The organism is Lactobacillus sp. JM1, from assembly GCF_009834385.1.
GTDB lineage: Bacteria > Bacillota > Bacilli > Lactobacillales > Lactobacillaceae > Lactobacillus > Lactobacillus paragasseri.
This window is the reverse complement of sequence record NZ_CP044412.1, coordinates 1,796,647-1,818,090: the sequence shown is the minus strand read 5'-3', so window position 1 is coordinate 1,818,090 and position 21,444 is coordinate 1,796,647. Positions and strand designations below refer to the sequence as shown.

Below are 21,444 nucleotides of genomic sequence, written 5' to 3'. Positions count from 1 at the left end.
TTTAATTGGAGGATTTAGATTATGGCATTTTCATTATTTGGCAATCGTCAAAAAAAGATTCCTGAAAGTAAGCAAGTTCAAGAAATTGAACTAGATAAAATTATGCCTAACCGCTATCAGCCACGCCATACTTTTAGCGATGAATCAATTGAAGAATTAGCGGCTACTTTGAAAGAACAAGGACTACTTCAACCTATTATTTTACGTAAGCCAGCTGATGGCCCTGAAGGTGAATACGAAATTATTGCAGGTGAGCGACGCTTTCGTGCAGCTCAATCACTGAAGTGGGCTAAAGTTCCAGCTATTGTTGAGAATATGGACGATGAGAAAGCCGCTTCTTTGGCATTAGTTGAAAACTTGCAGCGTGAGAACCTTAATCCAATTGATGAAGCGCAAGCTTATGTGCAATTGATGAAAGTTAATAACTTAACTCAGACTGAATTAGCAGAGCAAATGGGAAAGACCCAATCATATATTGCTAATAAGATTAGATTGCTAAAATTAACTCCTAAGGTACAAGGTTTTTTAATTGATAAGAAGATTTCGCAACGTCATGGTCGTGCACTTTTAGCTTTAAATGAAGAAGACCAAGATACGGCTGTTAGTGAAATTATTAAAAATGGTCTAACTGTAAAAGAAACTGAAGAGATGGTAAAAGATCTTGACGGCTACCTTGAAGCACAGAAGCAGGCCAAAGAAGAAGAGCTTGAAGAGAATAAGCCTGAAAAAGAGAAGAAACCTAAGAAAAAAGTTCAAGTTCGAACAGCTAATGACTTTAAAGTACAAATTAATACCATTAAAAAAGCAATTAAAATGGCAAAAGATTCGGGAATGACTGTGAAGTATAAAGAAGATAAAAAGGGAGATTCCTACAAGATTACTATTGAATTGCTTAAAAAGTAAGCAAAGGGGTAAATATGGTTCAAATTATTTCGGTTGCTAATCAAAAAGGTGGCGTCGGTAAAACAACGACGACAATTAATTTAGGTGCCAGCATTGCAAATCATGGTTATAAGGTTTTAATTGTTGATATTGATCCTCAAGGAAATGCAACGTCTGGTTTAGGTATTGAAAAATCAACTGTAGATAAGGATATCTATAATGTTTTAATTGATGAAATTCCCCTGTCTGAGACAATTCATCATACTGAAACTAAAAATCTAGATGCAGTTCCTGCTACAATTCAATTAGCTGGTGCTGAGATGGAATTAACATCAATGATGGCACGTGAAACTAGATTGAAACAAGGAATTGATGAGGTTAGTCATGAGTATGACTTTATCTTGATTGACTGTCCACCATCTTTGGGGCAACTTTCAATTAATGCCTTCACTGCTTCAGATTCTATCTTAATTCCAGTACAAAGCGAATACTATGCAATGGAAGGGCTAAGCCAATTATTAAATACGATTCGTTTAGTTCAAAAGCACTTTAATAAAAACTTGGGCGTAGAAGGCGTTCTACTAACTATGTTAGATGCAAGAACGAATTTGGGCGCTGAAGTTGTTAAGGAAGTTCAATCTTACTTTAATAAAAAAGTGTATAAGACAATTATTCCGAGAATTACCAAATTGGCTGAAGCACCAAGTTATGGTAAGCCAATTACAGAATATGCTCCAAAATCTCGGGGTTCACAAGTGTATGATTCCTTAGCAAAAGAGGTGTTGAAAGCTCATGGTAAGAAGCTCTAAAGAACCAAAAAAGCGTGGGTTAGGACGTGGGTTAGAAGCCTTATTTGATGAAAGCCCACAAGTGCAAGAAACTGAAGAAATTACAGAAATTCCTTTAGATGAAATTAGGCCTAATCCCTACCAACCAAGAAAGACCTTTGATAACAAGAGTCTAAAAGAGCTGTCTGAATCAATTAAAGAAAATGGTGTTTTTCAGCCAATCATAATCCGTAAATCAGTTAATGGTTATGAAATCATTGCCGGAGAACGTCGTTTTCGTGCTTCTAAGTTAGCCAAAAAAGAAACAATTCCAGCTATCATTCGTAAGTTTGATGAAGCACAGATGATGGAAGTTGCAGTTCTAGAAAATTTGCAGCGTGAGGATTTAACACCACTAGAAGAAGCGCAAGCTTATGAAATGTTGCAAAAGAATTTGGGCTTGACGCAGGCTGAAGTTTCTAAAAGATTAGGAAAATCTCGTCCGTATATTGCAAACTATCTTCGTTTACTTACCTTGCCGCAAAAGACTAAACGTCTTCTTCAAAGAGGAGAATTATCAATGGGGCAAGCAAGAACACTGCTTGGCTTAAAAGATAAGGATGGAATCGATGACTTAGCTAAAAAAGTGGTTAAGAACGGAATTACTGTTCGTCAATTAGAGTCATTAGTGGCTAAGTTAAATGAAAAAGAAAAGAAGCCTAAGAAGAAGGCTATTAAAAAGTCTGCTTTTATCAGAGCTAGCGAATCTCAATTAACTGATAAATTTGGAACTAGCGTAAACATTACAGAAAGCAAAAAGGGAAATGGTCATTTAGCGATTGATTTTGCTTCGACTGATGAATTAAATCGAATTTTAGATTTACTAGGGATTAATTTAGATAAATAATTAATAGGAGTGATTTTTCATGTATCATTTGGGCGATGTTGTGCAGATGAAGAAACCACATGCATGTGGTGAAAATAAGTGGGAAATCTTGCGAATGGGTGCAGACATTCGCATTAAGTGCTTAGGGTGCGGTCATTTGATTATGATGCCTCGAGCAGAATTCAATAAAAAATTTAAAAAAGTGCTGCATGCAGCAAATGATCCAGTTAACTTAAAAGAAGAATATTATGTTCCAAAGGAAAACATTGCTGTACCACACTTTGAATAAAACCAATTAAGAGGAGAAATATAATGTCATTAACTGCAGGTATTGTTGGATTGCCAAATGTTGGTAAATCTACTTTGTTTAACGCGATTACTAAGGCTGGTGCTGAAATGGCAAACTATCCATTTGCTACTATTGAACCAAATGTGGGGATGGTTGAAGTTCCAGATAGTCGTCTAGCTCGCATTCAAGAATTAATTCCAGCTAAAAAGATTGTTCATACCACTTTTGAATTTACTGATATTGCTGGTTTAGTAAAGGGCGCATCTAAAGGTGAAGGACTTGGAAATAAATTCCTTGAAAACATTCGCCAAACGGATGCAATTGTTCATGTAGTAAGAGCTTTTGATGATGACAATATCACTTCAGTTACTGGTAAAGTTGATCCTGAAGAAGATATCAACACCATTAATCTTGAATTGGCAATTGCGGACTTAGATGCAGTTAACCGTCGAATTGGAAAAGTTCAAAAAGTTGCACAACAAGGTGATAAAGAAGCTAAGGCTGAAATGGCTGTTTTGAACAAGTTAAAACCTGTTCTTGAAGAAGGAAAGGCTGCCCGTTCAATTGATTTTAATGAAGATGAGCAAAAGATTGTAAAGGGGCTATTTTTACTTACTTCTAAACCAGTTATTTATGTTGCTAATATTGCAGAAAGTTCAATGGCTGATCCAGAAAGTGACAAGTACTACCAAATCGTTAAAAAGCACGCTGAAAGTGAAAACGCAGAAGCTTTAGGAATTAGTGCTGCTACTGAAGAAGAAATTGCTTCAATGGATGAAGATGAAAGAAAAGAATTTCTTGAAATGGAAGGCGTTGAAGAATCTGGTCTTGATCGTTTAATCAAGGCTGCTTATCATATTTTAGGACTTCGTACTTTCTTTACTGCTGGTGGTCCTGAAACTCGTGCTTGGACTTTCCATGAAGGGATGAAAGCACCACAAGTTGCTGGTGTTATTCACTCAGACTTTGAACGTGGATTTATTCGAGCAGAAGTTGTTTCATTTGATGACTTAGACAAACTTGAAACCATGCAAAAAGTTAAGGAAGCAGGAAAGCTTCGTCTTGAAGGAAAAGATTACGTAGTTCAAGACGGTGATATTATTGAATTTAGATTTAATGTTTAGGAGTTTTTTGAATGGATCCAAAAGATCAAAACAAGAGTGAAAATACTGAAGCAGCTAAAAACTCAACAGTAGGTAACGTAAAACAAGAGAAATTAAAAAAGGCACATGAACAAAATTCTCGTGAAGAAGAGATTAAGAAGATGCCGCCAAAAGAATTACGAAAGAAGTTAAGTAATAAAAATCAAGATTACGTCTTTCGTTTGGAAAAATTTCTGGCAGAAGATCAAAACTACACTATGGATCAAGTAGAACCTGCAATTGATCAAATCTTGCCAGAAATTATTGTTGCACAACGTAAAGGTATTCCAGCATCCAGCTTGTACCAAAAAGCTCCAAGAGAAAAAGCAATTGAAATTGCTAATCCAAAGAAAGAAGCACCCAAGAATAAGTTCTGGATGCATGCAGTAGATAATGGCTTACTTTACTTTGTGATCTTTGCAGGGTTCTTTGGCGTAGTACAATTGTTTAATATGAACTCTAAACAACAAAATGGTGTACAACAGATGGGAATTTTAACTGTTGCTTCTGTTACCATCTTGTTTGGTATTTTGATGGCATATTATAACGATTTAGTAACCAGAGAAAAGAGCAAACGACCATCGACGTGGAAGGTAGTCTTAATAGGAATCTTCCTAGTCGGAATAGTTATGGTGTGGATTACAATTACTTCAATGCCATTCTTACGTGTGATTAACCCAGTTCTTAATCCATGGGTTTACATTGTGCTAGCAGTTATTGCTTTCTTTGTCCGCAGATGGTTCCGTCAAAAGTACCATGTTGTCGATCCACTACAAATTAAACGTGAAAATGAGATTGCAGCACGTAGAAGAAATCGCAGAAGTTAAAGCGTGACTATTTAATTAAAGTAGTCTACAGTATAAATAAAGATAGCAAATAATGTGTTTGTTAGAGGAATGAATAGACGGCGCGAGGCGTCTATTTATTTTTATCTTTTTTAAGTTAAAAGAACGGGGGTTTTATATGGTTAATGTGTTACGTAAGTCAATTCGGCAATATAAAAAATTGTCATTGACTTCCCCAGTCCTAGTTGCAGGTGAAGCTTTAATTGAAATGCTGATCCCGTACTTGGTTGGTATTTTAATTGATAAGGGAATTATGAAAGGAAATATGGGATACATCAATAAATGGGGCCTAATCCTTTTCGTATTAACTTTAATTTCCTTGTCTTTAGGTGCAGCTGCCAGTTACGTTTCTGCACATGCAGCAGCCGGCTTTGCAGCTAATTTAAGAAAAGATATGTTTTATCATATTCAAGATTTTTCTTTCAGCAATATTGATAAATTTTCTAGCGCTAGTTTGGTAACGCGACTTACTACAGACGTAACTAATGTACAAAACGCTTATCAAATGTTAATCAGAATTGCCGTTCGTGCACCGCTGATGCTAATTTTTTCAATTATTATGTCAGTCATAATTAGTCCAAGACTATCTTTAATCTTTGTGGTAATTGCTCCAATCTTTGTTTTAATTTTGGCATTAATTATTAAAAGTGCATATCCTTACTTTCCACGTATTTTTAAAGGATACGATGTAATGAATCAAGATGTTCGTGAAAATATTCGTGGAATTCGTGAGGTAAAGACTTATGTTCAAGAAGAAGCTCAAATTGAGAAATTTGAGAAATCTTCAGGTTTTATCTATAAGCTTTTCTCAACTGCGCAGAAAATCATGTCACTTAATGCGTTAGTTGTAATGGCAGTTCTTAATATTTCGACTTTGGCAATCTGCTGGTTTGGTGCTAAAGAAATTGTTGGTGGAAGCTTGCAAACTGGACAATTAGTTTCAATGTTTTCATATTCAAACTCTGTTTTATTTAGTTTAAACATCCTAGCTATGATTACTACGCAATTGGTTATTTCAGAAGCTAGTGGTAAACGTATTGCAGCTGTTTTAACTGAAAAATCAGCGATTGAAAACCCACGTAAACCACTTAAAGATGTGACAAACGGTGATATTGTTTTTGATCATGTTAACTTTAAATACTCGCCAGATGAAAAGCATTATGCTTTAGAAGATATTAATTTACATATTACGCCAGGTGAAACAATTGGTATTATTGGTGAAACTGGTTCATCAAAATCGACTTTAGTTTCCATGATTCCGCGTCTTTATGATGTAACATCTGGTGCAGTTAGAGTAGCTGGACATAATGTTAAGTCATATGAACTAAAGGCTCTTCGTGATAAAGTTGCAATGGTTTTACAAAAGAATGTTTTGTTCAGTGGAACTGTTGAAGAAAACTTAAAATGGGGAAATGAAAATGCAACGCACGAAGAAGTCGTAGCTGCTGCTAAAATTACACATGCTGATGGCTTTATTCGTGAAATGCCAGATGGTTATAATACTATGATTGAACAAGGCGGAAATAATGTTTCTGGTGGTCAAAAACAAAGAATTACGATTGCACGTGCATTGTTAAAGAATCCGGAAATTCTAATTCTAGATGATTCAACTTCCGCAGTTGATACAACAACTGAACGTGAAATTCGTGAATCTTTGGCTAAAGATATGCCAACAACGACTAAGATTATTATTTCGCAAAGAGTTGTTTCAATTAAAGACGCTGATCGGATTATTGTTATGAATCATGGTACCATTCAAGCAATTGGAACTCATGAGGAGCTAATGAAGACTAATGAGCTTTATCACTCAATCGCTAAGTTCCAAGAAGAAAATAATGCAGGAAAGTAGGTGAGAGAACTTTATGGATCAAGCAAAACAACAAACTAAAGGAAATCGTCTTAAAGTTTTAGGTCGTCTGCTAAAAGTAGTCTTAACTACTAGTCCTTGGATGTTAATCGTTTCAGTAATTACTATCATTTTGGCAGCTGGATCAGCGGTAATTGGATCCTTATTCATTGAGCGATTAATTGATACATATGTTACTCCCTTACTGCATGAAAAGGTTCCTAACTATGGTCCATTACTGAATGCAATTTTAGTAATGTTTGGAATTTATGCAATTGGCTTTATTTCTAACTATCTTTTTAGCATGCTAATGGGAGTGTTAGCTCAAAAAGTTCAATTCCGGGTTCGTAATGAGACATTTACCCACATGGAATCTCTGCCGATTGCTTACTTTGATCAAAATAATTATGGTGATATCATGAGTCGCTATACTAATGATATCGACACCTTAATGCAGATGATCTCACAATCGCTACCACAATTTTTGAATTCAGCTCTAAGTTTGATTTTTGTTATTGTGGCAATGTTCAGTTTAAGCTGGCAATTGACTTTATTCTCTTTTATTATTTTTGGTCTATCATTTGGAATTGTTAGATTTTTAACTGTGAAGTCTAGCTACTACTTCAAGGTTCAACAAAATAAATTAGGTCAAATTAACGGTTATGACGAAGAAATGCTTAATGGTTTAAAAGTCATTAAGGTCTTTTCACATGAACCTGAAGCTGAAGAGGGCTTTGATAAATTTAATGAAGAACTGCGTGGAGCATCTGGGAAGGCTAATACTTATGCGACCGTTTTGTTCCCAATTATGGGTAATATGGGAAATTTATTGTACGTATTAATTGCCTTTATCGGAGGAGCTGCAGCAATTAACGGCTGGGCACCATTGACTTTAGGTGCAATTGCTTCTTTCTTACAATTATCGCGGCAATTTAGTATGCCGATTGCTCAGATTTCACAGCAATTGAATTCAATAGTTTTGGCTTTAGCTGGTGCGCAGAGAATTTTTGAGTTAGAAGATGAACCTTCGGAAGTTGATAATGGCGACGTTATTATGTCGGCCAATCCCGACGTTAAAAATAGTTGGTATTGGGATGTTCCTGAGAAGAATGGTGATATTAAAAAAGTTCCAATTAAAGGACATATTGTTTTTGATCATGTGAACTTTTCATATGTTCCTGAAAAGCAAATTTTGCACGATATTAATATTGATGCTAAACCGGGTATGAAAGTTGCCTTAGTCGGTGAAACTGGTGCTGGTAAGACGACTATTTCTAATATGCTTAATCGTTTCTATGAGATTCAGTCTGGAAAGATTACGTATGATGGCGTTCCAATTTCTCAAATTAGAAAAAATGATTTACGCCATTCTTTATCGATTGTTTTACAAGAAACGCACCTCTTTACTGGTACGATCATGGACAATATTCGATTTGGAAAACCAAATGCGAGTGATGACGAGGTTTATCAAGCTGCTCGTTTAGCACATGCTGATGAATTTATTCATGAGCTAGATGATGGATATGAGACTGTAATTGATGGAGATGGTGGCGATTTGTCACAAGGTCAAATGCAGTTATTAAGTATTGCTAGAGCCATGATTGCTGATGAACCGGTGATGATCTTAGATGAAGCAACATCAAGTATTGATACTAGGACTGAACGAATGGTTCAAGCAGGGATGGATAACTTGCTTGCTGGTAGAACTAGTTTTGTGATCGCCCACCGTTTATCAACCATTGTTAACTCAGACCTCATTTTAGTTCTGGATCATGGTCATATTATTGAACGTGGTAATCACGAAGAACTTTTGAAGCAAAAAGGCTATTATTACGAGTTGTATACTGGTAAAAAAGAATTAGATTAGTTAGAAAATGAACTCTAGATATTTTTTCTAGGGTTCATTTTTTATGATTCTTTAAAAACGTGGTTTAATTTAGGTAAATAGATGTAAAACAGGTAAAATATTAATAATAGTTTTTTTACGTGATAAATATAGAATAAGGAGACATTCCTCATGAAGATCTTAGTTGTTGATGATGACAAAGAAATCGTTGAATTATTAAGTATATATTTAAAAAATGAAGGTTATGAACCAATTGCCGCTTATAGTGGTAAAGAAGCCTTAACTAAACTTTCTACTAATCCAGAGATTGCATTGATGATTCTTGATATTATGATGCCACAAATGTCGGGAATTGAAGTTATTAAAGAGGTTAGAAAAGATTCAGAAATTCCAATTTTAGTTGTTTCAGCTAAGACTAGCGATATGGATAAAATTCAAGGATTGATTACTGGAGCAGATGATTATGTTGTTAAGCCATTTAACCCATTAGAAGTAATGGCGCGAGTAAGATCATTGCTCCGTCGCAGTCAAAAAGAAGTCAAAGACGACAAGCCGGATGTATTAGAAGTAGGACCCTTAGTAATTAATAAGGACTCACATGAAGTTAAGACTTTAACAGGGAAAGTTATTCAATTAACTGCTTTAGAGTTTGGAATTTTATATATGCTTGCTAGTCATCCTAATCGCGTATTTAGTGCAGATGAAATTTTTGAAAGAGTATGGCAACAAGAATCGGTTGTTTCAGCTAAAACAGTTATGGTTCACGTTTCTCACTTGCGTGATAAGATTCAAAAAGCAACTGATGGAGAAGAAGTTATCCAAACAGTTTGGGGAGTAGGCTATAAAGTAGAGGCTTAGTAAGGATGAAAAAACAAAAAGTAATCCTAACCACGAAAGAAAAAAGTGAATTATTTGGCGAAGGCGTTATAACTGTTATTCTGCTTTTGCTATTGAATCTTTCGATTATTATTTTGCTTAATTTGGCAGTATTGAATGATCCACGTTTAGAAAATGGTATATTCTTTCTCAAAAAGACAATTACTTTTGCTAACGGGATGCATTTATGGTCTTGGCAACGACTTTTTGTTGGTGTTATGTTAGTGGGCGATGCCATTGTTGTTTACTGGCGATTGATTAGGAGATATCGTCAAATGCAACTGCGGCATGTTATTGAAGAATTACATTATATAGCTGATGGTCACTTTGATCATCGAATTCCTTTTGTAGTAAAGACAGATTTACAAAAGGTAATCGATTCAATTAACGCTTTAGTTGATAGTACCGTAGCTTCAATGGAAGAAGAGCGCCAGATTGAGCAATCAAAGGATGATTTGATTACTAACGTATCTCATGATATCAGAACACCGCTAACTTCAATTATTGGCTACTTGGGTTTATTAAAGAGTAGTGAACTAAATGAGGATCAAGCTAAATATATTAAAATCGCCTATGATAAAGCTCTCCAAATGAAAGCTTTAGCTGAAGACTTATTTGAATACACTACGCTTCGTTCGTCAACGAATAATAAACTAGTCTTAGCACCGCTCCATGTTAATTCAATGCTTGAACAGGTAGCAGCTGGTTTTGAATTAGAAGCAGAAAAGAAAAACATTACCTTTAATGTAGTAACACGACCAAGAGATTTAGTAATTGATGCTGATGCTAAAATGATTGTGCGAATGCTAAATAATTTGATTTCAAACGCCTTGAAATATGGTCATGGCGCAACTGAAATTAATTTAATTGCCAATAAGGTGAATAATAAGTTTGTAGAACTTAGAGTTGAAAATAATGGGGAGCAGATACCTAAGAAGTCTTTGCAAAAAATCTTTGATCGCTTCTATCGAGTAGAAAGTTCAAGAAATTTAAAAACCGGCGGTACTGGATTAGGTTTAGCGATTACGAAAAGTATTGTTGACTTACATGGCGGGACAATTAAGTGTCAGTCAACATCAGAATTAACTAGTTTTATTATTCAACTACCACTCAATAGCCCCAAAGCAAAATGATGGTGTGCTATAATTTAGGCTGAATTGATTAAAAAATTGGGGAGAAAAAATGAGCGATTCTAGCATTTCTTTAAACACTTGCATCTTAATTTTGAAGGAACACCACTTGCTTAAGTCAAGTGCAGTACAAGATGCGGTTCCAACTAAAATGAATTATATTTCATATGATTCACGTGATATAAAAACAAATACCTTGTTTTTCTGTAAGGGTAAAGGCTTTAGACCTACTTATTTATCAATGGCTAAAGATAGTGGAGCTACTTGTTATGTAGCAGAACAACCATATCCAGAAGGTAAAGGAATGCATGCTTTAGTTGTTAGAGACGTAACTAAAGCCATGGCTCTTTTATCGGCTGCTTTTTACAGATTCCCGCAAGATGATTTATATGTTGTAGCCTTCACTGGTACAAAAGGTAAAACTACATCTGCTTATTTCTTGAAAGGGATGCTTGACCAAATTAACGGGGGTCGAACAGCTTTATTTTCATCAGTAGATGATATTGTCGGACCCAAGCCTGAAGATAAGTTCAAGTCTAGTTTGACTACGCCTGAAAGTTTAGACTTGTTCCGTGATATGAGAACAGCTGTTGATAATGGTATGACTCATTTGGTAATGGAAGTTTCTAGTCAAGCTTATAAGAAAAATCGTGTCTTTGGTTTAACCTATGATCTAGGATTTTTCTTAAACATTACTCCAGACCATATCGGTCCAAATGAACACCCTAACTTCGCAGATTATCTGCATTGTAAATTACAATTAATGGTTAACTCGCGTAAGTGTATTATTAACGCAATGTCAGACCACTTTGATGAAATTTATGCAGCAGCAACTACGACTACTAATCCAGATAGTATCTATTTGTTTGCTAGAAATGATTTCGAAAATCCTAACTTAAAACAACCAATTGATTTCCGTTTCCAATCAGTTGAAACAGACATGAAGGAAACTGAATTTAAGTTATTCTGTGCTTCTGAAAAAGCTAAGAAATTACCAATCGCTGGAGATTACACTCTTCAAATGATTGGTGACTTCAACGAGATGAATGGTACTGCTGCAATTATTGGTGCTGGTCTTGCTGGTGAAAGCTATGCAGAATGTGCTAAAGGAATTCGTCACGTAACAATTCCAGGTCGAATGGAAACTTTACCATCAAAGAACCATGGGACAGTTATCGTTGACTATGCACATAATAAGGCCTCAATGATAGCCTTAATGAGCTTTATGCAACGTGAATTCAATAATCCAAAGATCATTGTAGTTGTTGGAGCTCCTGGGGATAAGGGAGTATCACGTCGCCCTGGATTTAGTGAAAGTTTGACTGCATATGCAAATAAGGCATTTTTGACTACTGATGATCCTGGTTTTGAAGATCCAATGGATATTGCTCAAGAAATTGATGCTGGCATTGATCATGAAAAAGTTGATGTCACAATTGAATTAGACCGTGAAAAGGCAATTCATGATGCAATTGCAATGTCTAATAAAGATGATATTGTTTTAATTTGCGGGAAGGGTGCAGATCCATTCCAAAAGATTCGCGGAGTAGATACACCATATCCAACTGATATTAAAGTGGCTGAAAGTGTAATTAATGAATTAGAAAAAGACGATGAGGAATAGTTATGAAGCACTTTTTCTCAATTATTGGCGGAATGGGGACAATCGCAACTGAAAGTTATGTCCGCTTAATTAATCACCGAGTTAAAATCGCTAAAGACCAAGATTATTTGAATTATATTTTAGTAAATGATGCTCAAATTCCCGATCGAACTGCTTATATCATGGATCATAGTAAGCCTAACTTTTTCTATGATTTAAAAGATGATGTTTTAAGTCAAGCAAAGCTTAATCCTGATTTCTTTGTAATGCCATGTAATACCGCACATTATTTTTATGACGATTTGGCTGCATTAACTGATGTACCATTTTTACACATGATGCGGATTGCTGTGCATAAATTTGTAGATGATTTTCCTAAGGAAGAAAAAATTGGCTTAATTGCAACTGAAGGTTCTATCTATGATCATTTGTATGTGGACGAATTAGAACGCGTTGGCAAGAAGGTAGAATTAGGTGGTCCCGAAATTCAGCCTATGGTCAATGAATTAATTTACAGTGATATTAAGGAAAAGGGTATTGTTGATCATGATTTGTATCATAAGATCTTGAAGACAATGCATGATAAATATGGTTGCAATGTAATTTTATTGGGATGTACGGAATTATCGCTTGCTCAAGAAAAGGCACCAGATCATCCTTATAATGTGATTGATCCTCAGTCAATTATTGCTGATGTTTCAATTGAACTTGCTTTGAAGATTCGTAATGGAATGGATCCTAAAGAAGCAACTGCAAAATATATGTATAAATAAAGTAAAGCCTCTCAGATTTAGACAGCTGAGAGGCTTTTTTGATATAAAAAAAGATTTCTAGGAGGAATATTGATATAATTGGGCATAACTTTAATAGAATTTATTTAGAAAGAAAAAGCTATGTTACAAGTAAAAAATTTGAATAAAAGCTTTGGAAGTAAACAAGTTTTATTTGATATTAACTTCAAAGCAGATAATGGAAAAATATTAGGCTTAATCGGTAAAAATGGCTCAGGAAAAACTACTCTTTTTCATAGCATTCTGAAGTTTGTTAAGTATCAGGGCAAAATTACTATTGATAATCATTCTTTTTCAAGCCGTGACTACAATTCTGTGGGGTATTTGCCCGAAGAGCGTAGTCTGATGCCTAAGCTCACAGTTTTAGACCAAGTCAGCTTTTTAGCTAGTTTAAAAGGCATGAAAAAAGATACTGTAAAGCATGATTTGCAGGACTGGATGCAGAAATTAGAAGTTAAGGGCAAGACTACTGATAAAATCAAGAGTCTATCTAAAGGAAACCAACAAAAGATTCAACTAATTGCAACACTTATTCACCAGCCAAATTTAATTATTTTAGATGAGCCATTCAGTGGTTTAGATCCCGTAAATGTTGAAATAATTAAAAATGTAATTCTTCAAGAAAAAAGGCGTGGTGCAACAATTATATTTTCTGATCATGATATGTCTAATGTTGAAGAATTATGTGATGATGTAGTGATGATTAACAATGGTCATCTTGTTTTAAATGGTACGGTAAATGAAGTGCGAAATAACTTTGGCCTAACACGCTTATTTATTAGGACAGATTTAGGGCTTGATGAGGTCAAGAAATTACCTGGGGTAGAAAATGCTATTTTACAAAATAATGGTATTTATAAGCTTTGGCTAGCAGCAGCTAATTATGGCCAAGAAATTTTTAAAATTTTGTCTCATGGAGAATATTTGCAAACTTTTGATCAAGAACCACCAACTTTAGATGAAATCTTTAAATTGAAAGCCGGTGAAAATAATGAATAAGACTTGGTTAGTAGCTAAAGAAACCTACCGCAGGGAAGTTAAAAATTGGTCATTTTTATTGATGATTTTTGCACCATTTATTGTGTTAATTATTTCATTTTTCTTTGGAATGAGTTCGTCTTCGGCTTTTGACGATAATACAAAAGTGGGTATTGTGAGCCAAAACGAGGGTTTAGTTCAGCCTTTAAAGAAAACCAAAGATTTTGATATGTATAAGAATAAGACAAAAGCTGAAAAAGCATATCAGGCTGGAGATATTAGCGGCTATATTGTCGTTGAAAATACTTCTGCTCAGTTAGAGGCGACTTACTATGGTACGGAAAGACTTGATAGTGATCTTAAAGAAGAATTGATGCGAGGCTTAAACGCCCAGCAACAAGTACTTAATCTAAAGAATGCAAAACTTAGTGAGCAGCAGCTAAAATCACTTTCTCAAAAAGTTAAATTTACTGAAAAAACTAATAATAAAAAGCTGGATGCAAATGATGAGAAAAATTTGAAAACGGCTACTTTTTGGATTTTGATTTTTGTTTTGTACTTTTTGGTTCAGACTTACAGCACTATTATGGCGCAAGATATTGCCAGTGAAAAAGGAACTAAGATCATGGAAATGATCTTTTCAAGTATGCCAGGTGGAAATTATTTTGATGGTAAAGTTTTAGGAATTTTCATGGAAATTCTTACACAATTAATAATTTATGCACTAATGTTTTCTGGATTTTATTATTTAGCTCCACAAATTGATAGAATTAAAGAAACTTTTGCTCAAGTAAAACCGGCAATTGATCAAGTTTTAGGACAAATAATTTCATGGGGATTAGTATTCGCGATTTTAGGATTGATCCTATATATTGTCTATGCTGCAGTTTGTGGTGCAATTGTAACTAAGGCAGAAGATGCTAATAAGGCAGTTCAACCTCTAGTTTATTTGACTTTACTTTGTTTATTCAGCAGCATGAGTTTGTCTAATAACCCCGACAGTATTTTTGCAATAATTATGTCTTATGTACCATTTTTATCTTCTTTCTTAATGCCACTTCGGCTAATTAAAGGAAATGCGACAAATCTAGAAGCGGGGGTTTCAATGGTAATCTTAGTGATATTTTTAATGGGATCGATTTTGTGGATTAGAAAAATTTACCCAAGTTTAATTTTACAAACTGATGATAATGGCATGTGGAAAAATATGAAACGTGCATTGCAAGGAATAAAAGAATAAAAATTTATATTAGATGACTGCTCTTCGTTCAAAAGGAGAGCGGTCTTTTTTATGATAAAATTGGAAACGAATACAAGATGATGAGGCTGAATATGAATAGAAATAATTTGGAAAAATATATAATCGATCGCAATCAAGTTAAAATAAAGTTTACTAATTCCATTCTTACTTTATCTGTTTTAACTTCTGAAATAGTTCGTGTATTTCAAGATCGCGGGTGTAGCAATAATTCATATGCAATTGAAGGAAGTAAGACTAAAGAAACAAGTTTTAAAGTAAAAAAATAGCTAATTATTTTGAACTGAAGACTTCAAAACTAATTATTAAAATTTATGATGATGAAAAAATTGATGTTTACGATGAACAAGAAAATCCATTAATTATTGATTATCGCGGTAACCGAATTCCGCTTGATCGGCAAGTAGACGCTAGCCATCAAAAATTAGCAGAATCTGAAGGACATGAAGTAGCAGTTGGTACAAAAAAGAATAGTCATTATTATGAACTAGTTAAGGAATTATCAGCAGACGAACAGTTTTACGGCTTGGGAGATAAGACGGGATTTTTAAATAAACGCCACTATGCTTATGAAAATTGGAATACTGATAATCCAGAGCCCCAAGTAGAGAGCTTTACGCGACTTTATAAATCTGTTCCATTTTTAATTGGTTTAAAAAACAATCATCCCTATGGGATTTTTTTCGATAATACCTATCATAGTTATTTTGATTTAGGAAAAGAAAGCAATAAGTATTACTACTATGCAGCTGATGATGGAAATATTGACTATTACATTATTGGCGGCAGTAGTTTAAAAAAGGTTGTTGAAAACTATACCTATTTAACTGGTAGAACGCCCCTGCCGCAGAAATGGACTTTAGGTTATCAACAGTCTCGTTGGGGATACAGCATTAGTGCTGAGAAAGTGGGAGAAATTGTTGATAAAATGCGTAAATATCATCTTCCATGTGATGCGATTCATTTAGATATTGATTATATGGATGGCTATCGTGTTTTTACTTGGCGGACGGATACCTATGACGATCCCAAGAAATTTATCAATAAATTGCATAAATTAGGTTTGCACATTATTACAATTATTGACCCGGGTGTGAAAAAAGATGAATCTTATCAGATTTATCAAGAAGGACTTAAAAAAGGTTATTTTGTCAAGGCGCCAAATGGTCAAGTTTATGTTAATAAGGTTTGGCCTGGGGATGCGGTTTATCCTGATTTTGGTCGTAAAGCAGTTAGAAAATGGTGGGCAGAAAATTGTAAGTTCTTAGTTGATTTAGGCGTTGACGGAATTTGGGATGATATGAATGAACCAGCTTCATTTAATGGAGAAATTCCTGAAGATATCATTTTTAGTGATGAAGATAAAAAATCAACACATGGTAAAATACACAATGTTTATGGTCATAATATGGCTAAAGCAACTTATAATGGCTTAAAAAAAGCAAGTGGCAAGCGACCATTCGTGATTACTCGTGCTGCTTATGCTGGAACGCAAAAATATTCTACTGTTTGGACTGGTGATAATCAAAGCTTATGGGTTCATCTACAAATGATGATTCCGCAGTTATGCAATCTTGGAATGAGCGGGTTTGCATTTGCAGGAACTGATATTGGCGGATTTGGTGCTGATACTACACCTGAATTATTAACAAGATGGATTGAAGCTGCAATTTTTAGTCCACTTCTTCGAAATCATGCAGCTTTAGGAACACGCTCGCAGGAACCATGGGTATTTGGCGAGCCAACTTTATCAACGTACCGTAAATATTTGCAGCTTCGTTATCACTTTATTCCTTACCTTTATGACCTGTTTGTCAAAGAAAGTAAAAACGGCTTACCACTTATGCGACCTTTAGTGTTAAACTATCCAACTGATTCAATGGTTAAAAATATGAATGATGAATATATGGTTGGTACAAGAATTTTAGTTGCACCGGTAGTTGAAGAAGGGAAAAACTTTAGAGCTGTTTATTTACCGCAAGGTGAATGGATTGATTTTTGGAATAATGTTACGTATAGTGGTAACAATACAATTTTAGTTAATGCGCCGCTTGATAAATTGCCTTTATTTATTAAGAAAGATACGATTTTGCCTTGGGGAAAATTGAAGAATCATATTTCATCTAAACCAGATGAAAAGATGATCTTTAGAGTGTTTGGCGAACATGGTAACTATACGCATTATCAAGATAATGGTGCTGATTTTGCTTATAAAAATGGTGAATATAATTTGTATGAGATAAATATTGATAAAAATAGAACAAGTATTAATTTGAAAAAACATGGCTATCAACCGATCTATCAAAGAATTGAGCTTAGAGCTATGGACAAGAAAATAGACTTTATTTTTAAGGATCAAAAGTATATACAAATTTGATAATAAATTAAAAGCTAGCGATTAAGTCGTTAGCTTTTTTATTTAGGCTTAGCTTTTCATGAAGTTAGTTATGACTAATAATGAATGAAGATGACCGATTTTGAAGAAAAATGATTGATTTTATAATTGGAAGCGTTTATCATATTAAACGAGGTGATGATGAACGATGCTGACTGAAGAACGTCAACAAGCGATAGCAAGTTATATTAATAATCATAGTATCTGTCGTGTTAATGAGTTATGTAAGTTGACTAAGTCGTCAGAGTCAACAATTCGCCGTGACCTCATTGAATTAGAAAAACGTGGTGTAATTGTACGTGTACATGGTGGTGCACGTTCATTGCAAGATTATTCACGCGATGTTGAACAGCAGGTTAGATTTAATCTTAATGTTGATAAGAAGCGTGAAATTGCTCGTTTTGCCGTAATAAACCATATTACTAGTGGAGATCATATTTTCCTTGACGCTGGAACGACAACGTATGAAATGGTGTCATTTTTGCGAGAAATTAAGGATTTACATGTGTTGACCAATGGTGTTGATATTGCATTAGCATGTTTAGAGAATGGTATTCAGACTCGCTTGTTAGGGGGCGAGGCGAAGATTGAAACACATGCTGTGGTAGGTAATACTGCAATGAAACAACTGCAGGAAATGAATTTATCTGTTTCATTTATTGGTGCCAACGGTTTAACAACAGAAGGGCAATTTACTACTCCAGATCCTGCAGAAGCTGGAATAAAAAAGACTGCTATTGAACAAGCAAAAGAAGCTTTCGTTTTAATGGATAGTAGTAAGATTGGAGCAGCAAATTTTGCAAGCTTTGCACATATCAATGAGGCAATACTCATCACTAACCATTTAAATATAGGCAAGAAGAATCTTCTACCTAAACAAATCAGAGTTGAGGAGGCTCGGTCATGATTTATACTGTTACAGTTAATCCAGCATTAGATTATGTTATGCAATTAAAAAAGGTTGATGCTGGTAGCGTTAACCGTTCAAATGATTGTCAATTTTTAGCTGGTGGCAAGGGAATTAATGTTTCGCAAATCTTAAACCAACTTGATGTTGATAATACTGCTTGGGGCTTTGTCGGTGGTTTTACTGGCAAGGAATTGGTTCGCCAATTAAACGTTAAAAAAATCGAAAGTGATTTTGTAACTATTTCTGATGATACCCGTGTTAATGTAAAAGTTCATGCTCAAAAAGAAACTGAAATTAATGCGGCTGGTCCAAAGATTGATGAACAAGAAATTACTGCATTTAAGGCGCGTTTGGATGATCTTAATGAAGGCGATATTGTTGTATTAAGCGGTAGTTTAGCACCAAGTTTACCAACAGATTTCTATGAGCAATTGTTACCAACTATTAGAGAAGCCGGTGCCGAATTTGCAATTGATACAACTGGTGAAGCTTTACTTGCAACTTTGAAGTACCATCCATTAGTTATTAAGCCAAATCACCATGAATTGGCAGCCTTATTTAATACTAGTTTTGCTAATGATAAAGAAATGCTTGAAGCAGCTAAGAAGCTTTTAGATATGGGAGCACAAAATGTCATGATTTCTATGGCGGGTGATGGTGCTTATCTAGTAACTAAGGACCACATTTATCATGCAAGTGCAGCTGTTGGTACTGCAGTTAACTCTGTTGGGGCTGGAGATTCAATGATTGCTGGTTTCGTAGGTACTTACTACAAGACTCATGATGTTGTTGAAGCATTAAAAGTGGGATCTGCTTGCGGCGGAGCTACTGCATTTACTGAAGACATTGCAGTTAAGAGTCAAATCGATACTGTTTTGCCACAAATTACAGTTGAAGAAGTAAAGTAGTTAAAAATAAAAAATAAAATTAGGATAAGGAGTTACTTTCATGAAAATTGAAGATCTTTTAAGTCCTGATTTAATGATTATGGATCTTAAGGCTACTACTCAAGAAGAAGCAATTAAAGAAATGGCTGATCTTGAAGTAAAGCAAGACGTTGTAAATAACGAAGACGAATTCATTAAATCAATTTGGGCTCGTGAAAAAGAATCAACAACTGGTATTGGCGATGGAATTGCGATGCCACATGCAAGAAACAAATATATTAACCGTGCTGCTGTTTTATTTGCAAAGAGTCCTAAGGGAATTGACTATAATTCTCTTGATGGTCAACCAGTTCACTTATTCTTTATGATTACAGCACCAGCTGGTGCTGATAATACGCACTTACAAGCATTAGCTAAATTATCTAGTTTATTAATTAATCCAGATGTTGTGAATGCTTTGAAGGCAGCAACTAAGCCAGAAGAAGTAATTGACATTTTTAAAAAGGCTGAAGCTGAAAAAGATGCTCAAGATAAGGCTGATGCTGAAAAAAGAAAAGCAGAAGCTGCAAAAGAAGCAGCTAAGCCTGCTAATGAGCAAAAACCTCTAATTGTTGGGGTTACTGCATGTATTAATGGTATTGCTCACACTTATATGGCTCAAGAAGCTTTAATTAAGGCTGGTAAGAAATTAGGCGTTGATGTTCGAATTGAAACTAATGGTTCTGAAGGTGTGAAAGACAGACTTACTCCTGAAGAGATCAAACGCGCTAAGGGTGTTGTTATTGCTTCTGATAAGAAAGTTGAAATGCCACGTTTTGATGGCAAAGAACTTGTGATGAAGCCTGTTGTTGATGGTATTAATCATCCACAAGAGTTAATTGAAGATATCTTAGAAAATAAAGCTCCGATTTATCATGCTGATAGTAATGCTAGTGCTAACGATGATAGTGCCAAAGAAAAACAAGGTTTATGGGCTTCGATCTACAAGAACTTAATGAGTGGTATTAGCCATATGCTTCCATTCGTTATTGGTGGTGGTATCTTAATGGCCATCTCCTTTATCGTTGAAAACTATATGGCTGGTGGTGCTAAGAATCCTGCATTTATTTTTTTAAACAGTGCAGGTAACTTGGCCTTTGCCTTCATGGTTCCAGTTTTAGCTGCTTATATTGCTGAGTCAATCGGTGACTTGCCTGCTTTGATGCCAGGATTTGTTGGTGGTTACATGGCAGCCATTGTTAATGGGACTAACGGCTTACAAGTTAATGTTCAAGCTCATGCTGTATCTCCAGCAGGTTTCTTAGGTGGTATTGCCGCAGGTTTTATCGCTGGATATATGATGATTGGCTTGAAGAAGTTGTTTGCTAAGCTTCCAAAATCTGTAGAAGGTATGAAGCCAATGTTGATCTACCCAATCTTGGGATTACTCTTCATTGCTTTGATTATGTTCTACATCATCAACCCAATCTTTAGTTCAATTAACTTTGCTATTACCCACTTCTTGAATAGTATGGGGACTGGAAACCTCGTAATTTTAACTTTAATCCTAGCAGGGATGATGGCTATTGATATGGGTGGTCCTTTCAACAAGGCTGCTTACGTCTTTGCTTCAGGTGCTTTTGCTAATGATCCGCATTCTGCAACTGCAGCTGTTATGATGGCAGCTGTTATGGTAGGTGGAATGGTTCCTCCATTTGCTACTGCAATTGGTACTACTTTCTTTAAGAATCGTTACACTAAAGAAGAACGTCGTGCTGGTGTTTCAAACTGGATTCTAGGATTCTCATTCATTACTGAAGGTGCTATTCCATTTGCTGCAGCTGACCCAGGTCGTGTTATTCCTTCCTGTGTAATTGGTTCTGCCGTGGGCGGCTTACTTGTAGGATTATGGCATATTCAAGTACCAGCTCCTCATGGTGGATTATGGGTATCTCCATTATCTAACCACATTCTACTTTACTTTGTTGCTACAATTATTGGTTCTATTGTAGCTGGATTAATCATGAGTTTCTGGAAGAAACCTGTTTCTAAAGATCCAGATGAGTAAAAATAATTAATTTAAAAGCAAGATTCCAATTTTATCGGATCTTGCTTTTTTGTATATTAAATAACA

General features: G+C 35.2%; 17 protein-coding genes and 1 pseudogene. All 18 read left to right on the top strand.

What is annotated here, in order from left to right:
- The first annotated feature begins 21 nt into the window (after positions 1-21).
- The 18 genes and pseudogenes from noc to F3I00_RS09180 all read left to right on the top strand — a co-directional run bounded on the left by noc (position 22) and on the right by F3I00_RS09180 (position 21,378).
- Entirely contained in the window at positions 22-903 is an 882-nt protein-coding gene (gene noc / locus F3I00_RS09265; RefSeq protein WP_020807086.1) for a nucleoid occlusion protein, read from the top strand.
- Positions 904-917: 14 nt separating this feature from the next.
- Positions 918-1,691, top strand: a complete 774-nt coding sequence (locus F3I00_RS09260; RefSeq protein ID WP_003649943.1) for a ParA family protein — start codon at positions 918-920, stop codon at positions 1,689-1,691.
- Entirely contained in the window at positions 1,675-2,556 is an 882-nt protein-coding gene (locus tag F3I00_RS09255; RefSeq protein ID WP_020807085.1) for a ParB/RepB/Spo0J family partition protein, read from the top strand. The genes F3I00_RS09260 and F3I00_RS09255 overlap by 17 nt, the downstream gene beginning before the upstream one ends.
- Positions 2,557-2,575: 19 nt before the next feature.
- Complete coding sequence (locus tag F3I00_RS09250; RefSeq protein WP_020807084.1) at positions 2,576-2,824, top strand: DUF951 domain-containing protein; 249 nt, start codon at positions 2,576-2,578, stop codon at positions 2,822-2,824.
- Between the two features lie 23 nt (positions 2,825-2,847).
- Positions 2,848-3,948 carry a redox-regulated ATPase YchF gene (ychF, locus tag F3I00_RS09245; RefSeq protein ID WP_003649946.1) on the top strand — a complete coding sequence of 367 codons (1,101 nt, stop codon included), beginning with the start codon at positions 2,848-2,850 and terminating at the stop codon, positions 3,946-3,948.
- An 11-nt stretch (positions 3,949-3,959) separates the two neighbouring features.
- Complete coding sequence (locus F3I00_RS09240) at positions 3,960-4,793, top strand: DUF1129 domain-containing protein (protein WP_020807083.1); 834 nt, start codon at positions 3,960-3,962, stop codon at positions 4,791-4,793.
- Positions 4,794-4,929: 136 nt separating this feature from the next.
- Positions 4,930-6,660: an ABC transporter ATP-binding protein gene (locus F3I00_RS09235; RefSeq protein ID WP_020807082.1), complete on the top strand. Its 1,731-nt coding sequence runs from the start codon at positions 4,930-4,932 to the stop codon at positions 6,658-6,660.
- Positions 6,661-6,673: 13 nt separating this feature from the next.
- Positions 6,674-8,524: an ABC transporter ATP-binding protein gene (locus tag F3I00_RS09230; protein ID WP_020807081.1), complete on the top strand. Its 1,851-nt coding sequence runs from the start codon at positions 6,674-6,676 to the stop codon at positions 8,522-8,524.
- A gap of 150 nt (positions 8,525-8,674) precedes the next feature.
- The gene (locus F3I00_RS09225; protein WP_003649950.1) at positions 8,675-9,361 is read left to right on the top strand and encodes a response regulator transcription factor; all 687 of its coding nucleotides are present in this window, start codon (positions 8,675-8,677) and stop codon (positions 9,359-9,361) included.
- Between the two features lie 5 nt (positions 9,362-9,366).
- Entirely contained in the window at positions 9,367-10,512 is a 1,146-nt protein-coding gene (locus F3I00_RS09220; protein ID WP_003652122.1) for a cell wall metabolism sensor histidine kinase WalK, read from the top strand.
- Between the two features lie 49 nt (positions 10,513-10,561).
- On the top strand, positions 10,562-12,133 hold the full coding sequence (locus tag F3I00_RS09215) for a UDP-N-acetylmuramoyl-L-alanyl-D-glutamate--2,6-diaminopimelate ligase (protein WP_003649952.1): 1,572 nt from the start codon (positions 10,562-10,564) through the stop codon (positions 12,131-12,133).
- A gap of 2 nt (positions 12,134-12,135) precedes the next feature.
- Positions 12,136-12,885, top strand: a complete 750-nt coding sequence (locus tag F3I00_RS09210; protein WP_020807080.1) for an aspartate/glutamate racemase family protein — start codon at positions 12,136-12,138, stop codon at positions 12,883-12,885.
- A 120-nt stretch (positions 12,886-13,005) separates the two neighbouring features.
- Positions 13,006-13,902, top strand: coding sequence for an ABC transporter ATP-binding protein (locus F3I00_RS09205; protein ID WP_020807079.1), 897 nt, complete (start codon positions 13,006-13,008; stop codon positions 13,900-13,902).
- On the top strand, positions 13,895-15,121 hold the full coding sequence (locus F3I00_RS09200; protein WP_020807078.1) for an ABC transporter permease: 1,227 nt from the start codon (positions 13,895-13,897) through the stop codon (positions 15,119-15,121). The genes F3I00_RS09205 and F3I00_RS09200 overlap by 8 nt, the downstream gene beginning before the upstream one ends.
- 92 nt (positions 15,122-15,213) lie before the next feature.
- Positions 15,214-17,516: pseudogene (locus F3I00_RS09195) on the top strand (glycoside hydrolase family 31 protein).
- A gap of 166 nt (positions 17,517-17,682) precedes the next feature.
- The gene (locus tag F3I00_RS09190) at positions 17,683-18,441 is read left to right on the top strand and encodes a DeoR/GlpR family DNA-binding transcription regulator (RefSeq protein WP_003652113.1); all 759 of its coding nucleotides are present in this window, start codon (positions 17,683-17,685) and stop codon (positions 18,439-18,441) included.
- Positions 18,438-19,352: a 1-phosphofructokinase gene (pfkB, locus tag F3I00_RS09185; RefSeq protein ID WP_003649958.1), complete on the top strand. Its 915-nt coding sequence runs from the start codon at positions 18,438-18,440 to the stop codon at positions 19,350-19,352. The genes F3I00_RS09190 and pfkB overlap by 4 nt, the downstream gene beginning before the upstream one ends.
- Positions 19,353-19,392: 40 nt before the next feature.
- Positions 19,393-21,378 carry a fructose-specific PTS transporter subunit EIIC gene (locus tag F3I00_RS09180; RefSeq protein ID WP_003652109.1) on the top strand — a complete coding sequence of 662 codons (1,986 nt, stop codon included), beginning with the start codon at positions 19,393-19,395 and terminating at the stop codon, positions 21,376-21,378.
- Positions 21,379-21,444: the final 66 nt, after the last annotated feature.

Bases quoted from the DNA above. Each gene is read 5' to 3' on its own strand.
- F3I00_RS09225 (WP_003649950.1), top strand. From the start codon at position 8,675: ATGAAGATCTTAGTTGTTGATGATGACAAAGAAATCGTTGAATTATTA.
- F3I00_RS09260 (WP_003649943.1), top strand. From the start codon at position 918: ATGGTTCAAATTATTTCGGTTGCTAATCAAAAAGGTGGCGTCGGTAAA.
- ychF (WP_003649946.1), top strand. From the start codon at position 2,848: ATGTCATTAACTGCAGGTATTGTTGGATTGCCAAATGTTGGTAAATCT.
- noc (WP_020807086.1), top strand. From the start codon at position 22: ATGGCATTTTCATTATTTGGCAATCGTCAAAAAAAGATTCCTGAAAGT.
- F3I00_RS09180 (WP_003652109.1), top strand. From the start codon at position 19,393: ATGAAAATTGAAGATCTTTTAAGTCCTGATTTAATGATTATGGATCTT.
- F3I00_RS09200 (WP_020807078.1), top strand. From the start codon at position 13,895: ATGAATAAGACTTGGTTAGTAGCTAAAGAAACCTACCGCAGGGAAGTT.
- F3I00_RS09210 (WP_020807080.1), top strand. From the start codon at position 12,136: ATGAAGCACTTTTTCTCAATTATTGGCGGAATGGGGACAATCGCAACT.
- pfkB (WP_003649958.1), top strand. From the start codon at position 18,438: ATGATTTATACTGTTACAGTTAATCCAGCATTAGATTATGTTATGCAA.
- F3I00_RS09235 (WP_020807082.1), top strand. From the start codon at position 4,930: ATGGTTAATGTGTTACGTAAGTCAATTCGGCAATATAAAAAATTGTCA.
- F3I00_RS09255 (WP_020807085.1), top strand. From the start codon at position 1,675: ATGGTAAGAAGCTCTAAAGAACCAAAAAAGCGTGGGTTAGGACGTGGG.
- F3I00_RS09240 (WP_020807083.1), top strand. From the start codon at position 3,960: ATGGATCCAAAAGATCAAAACAAGAGTGAAAATACTGAAGCAGCTAAA.
- F3I00_RS09230 (WP_020807081.1), top strand. From the start codon at position 6,674: ATGGATCAAGCAAAACAACAAACTAAAGGAAATCGTCTTAAAGTTTTA.
- F3I00_RS09215 (WP_003649952.1), top strand. From the start codon at position 10,562: ATGAGCGATTCTAGCATTTCTTTAAACACTTGCATCTTAATTTTGAAG.
- F3I00_RS09205 (WP_020807079.1), top strand. From the start codon at position 13,006: ATGTTACAAGTAAAAAATTTGAATAAAAGCTTTGGAAGTAAACAAGTT.
- F3I00_RS09190 (WP_003652113.1), top strand. From the start codon at position 17,683: ATGCTGACTGAAGAACGTCAACAAGCGATAGCAAGTTATATTAATAAT.
- F3I00_RS09220 (WP_003652122.1), top strand. From the start codon at position 9,367: ATGAAAAAACAAAAAGTAATCCTAACCACGAAAGAAAAAAGTGAATTA.
- F3I00_RS09250 (WP_020807084.1), top strand. From the start codon at position 2,576: ATGTATCATTTGGGCGATGTTGTGCAGATGAAGAAACCACATGCATGT.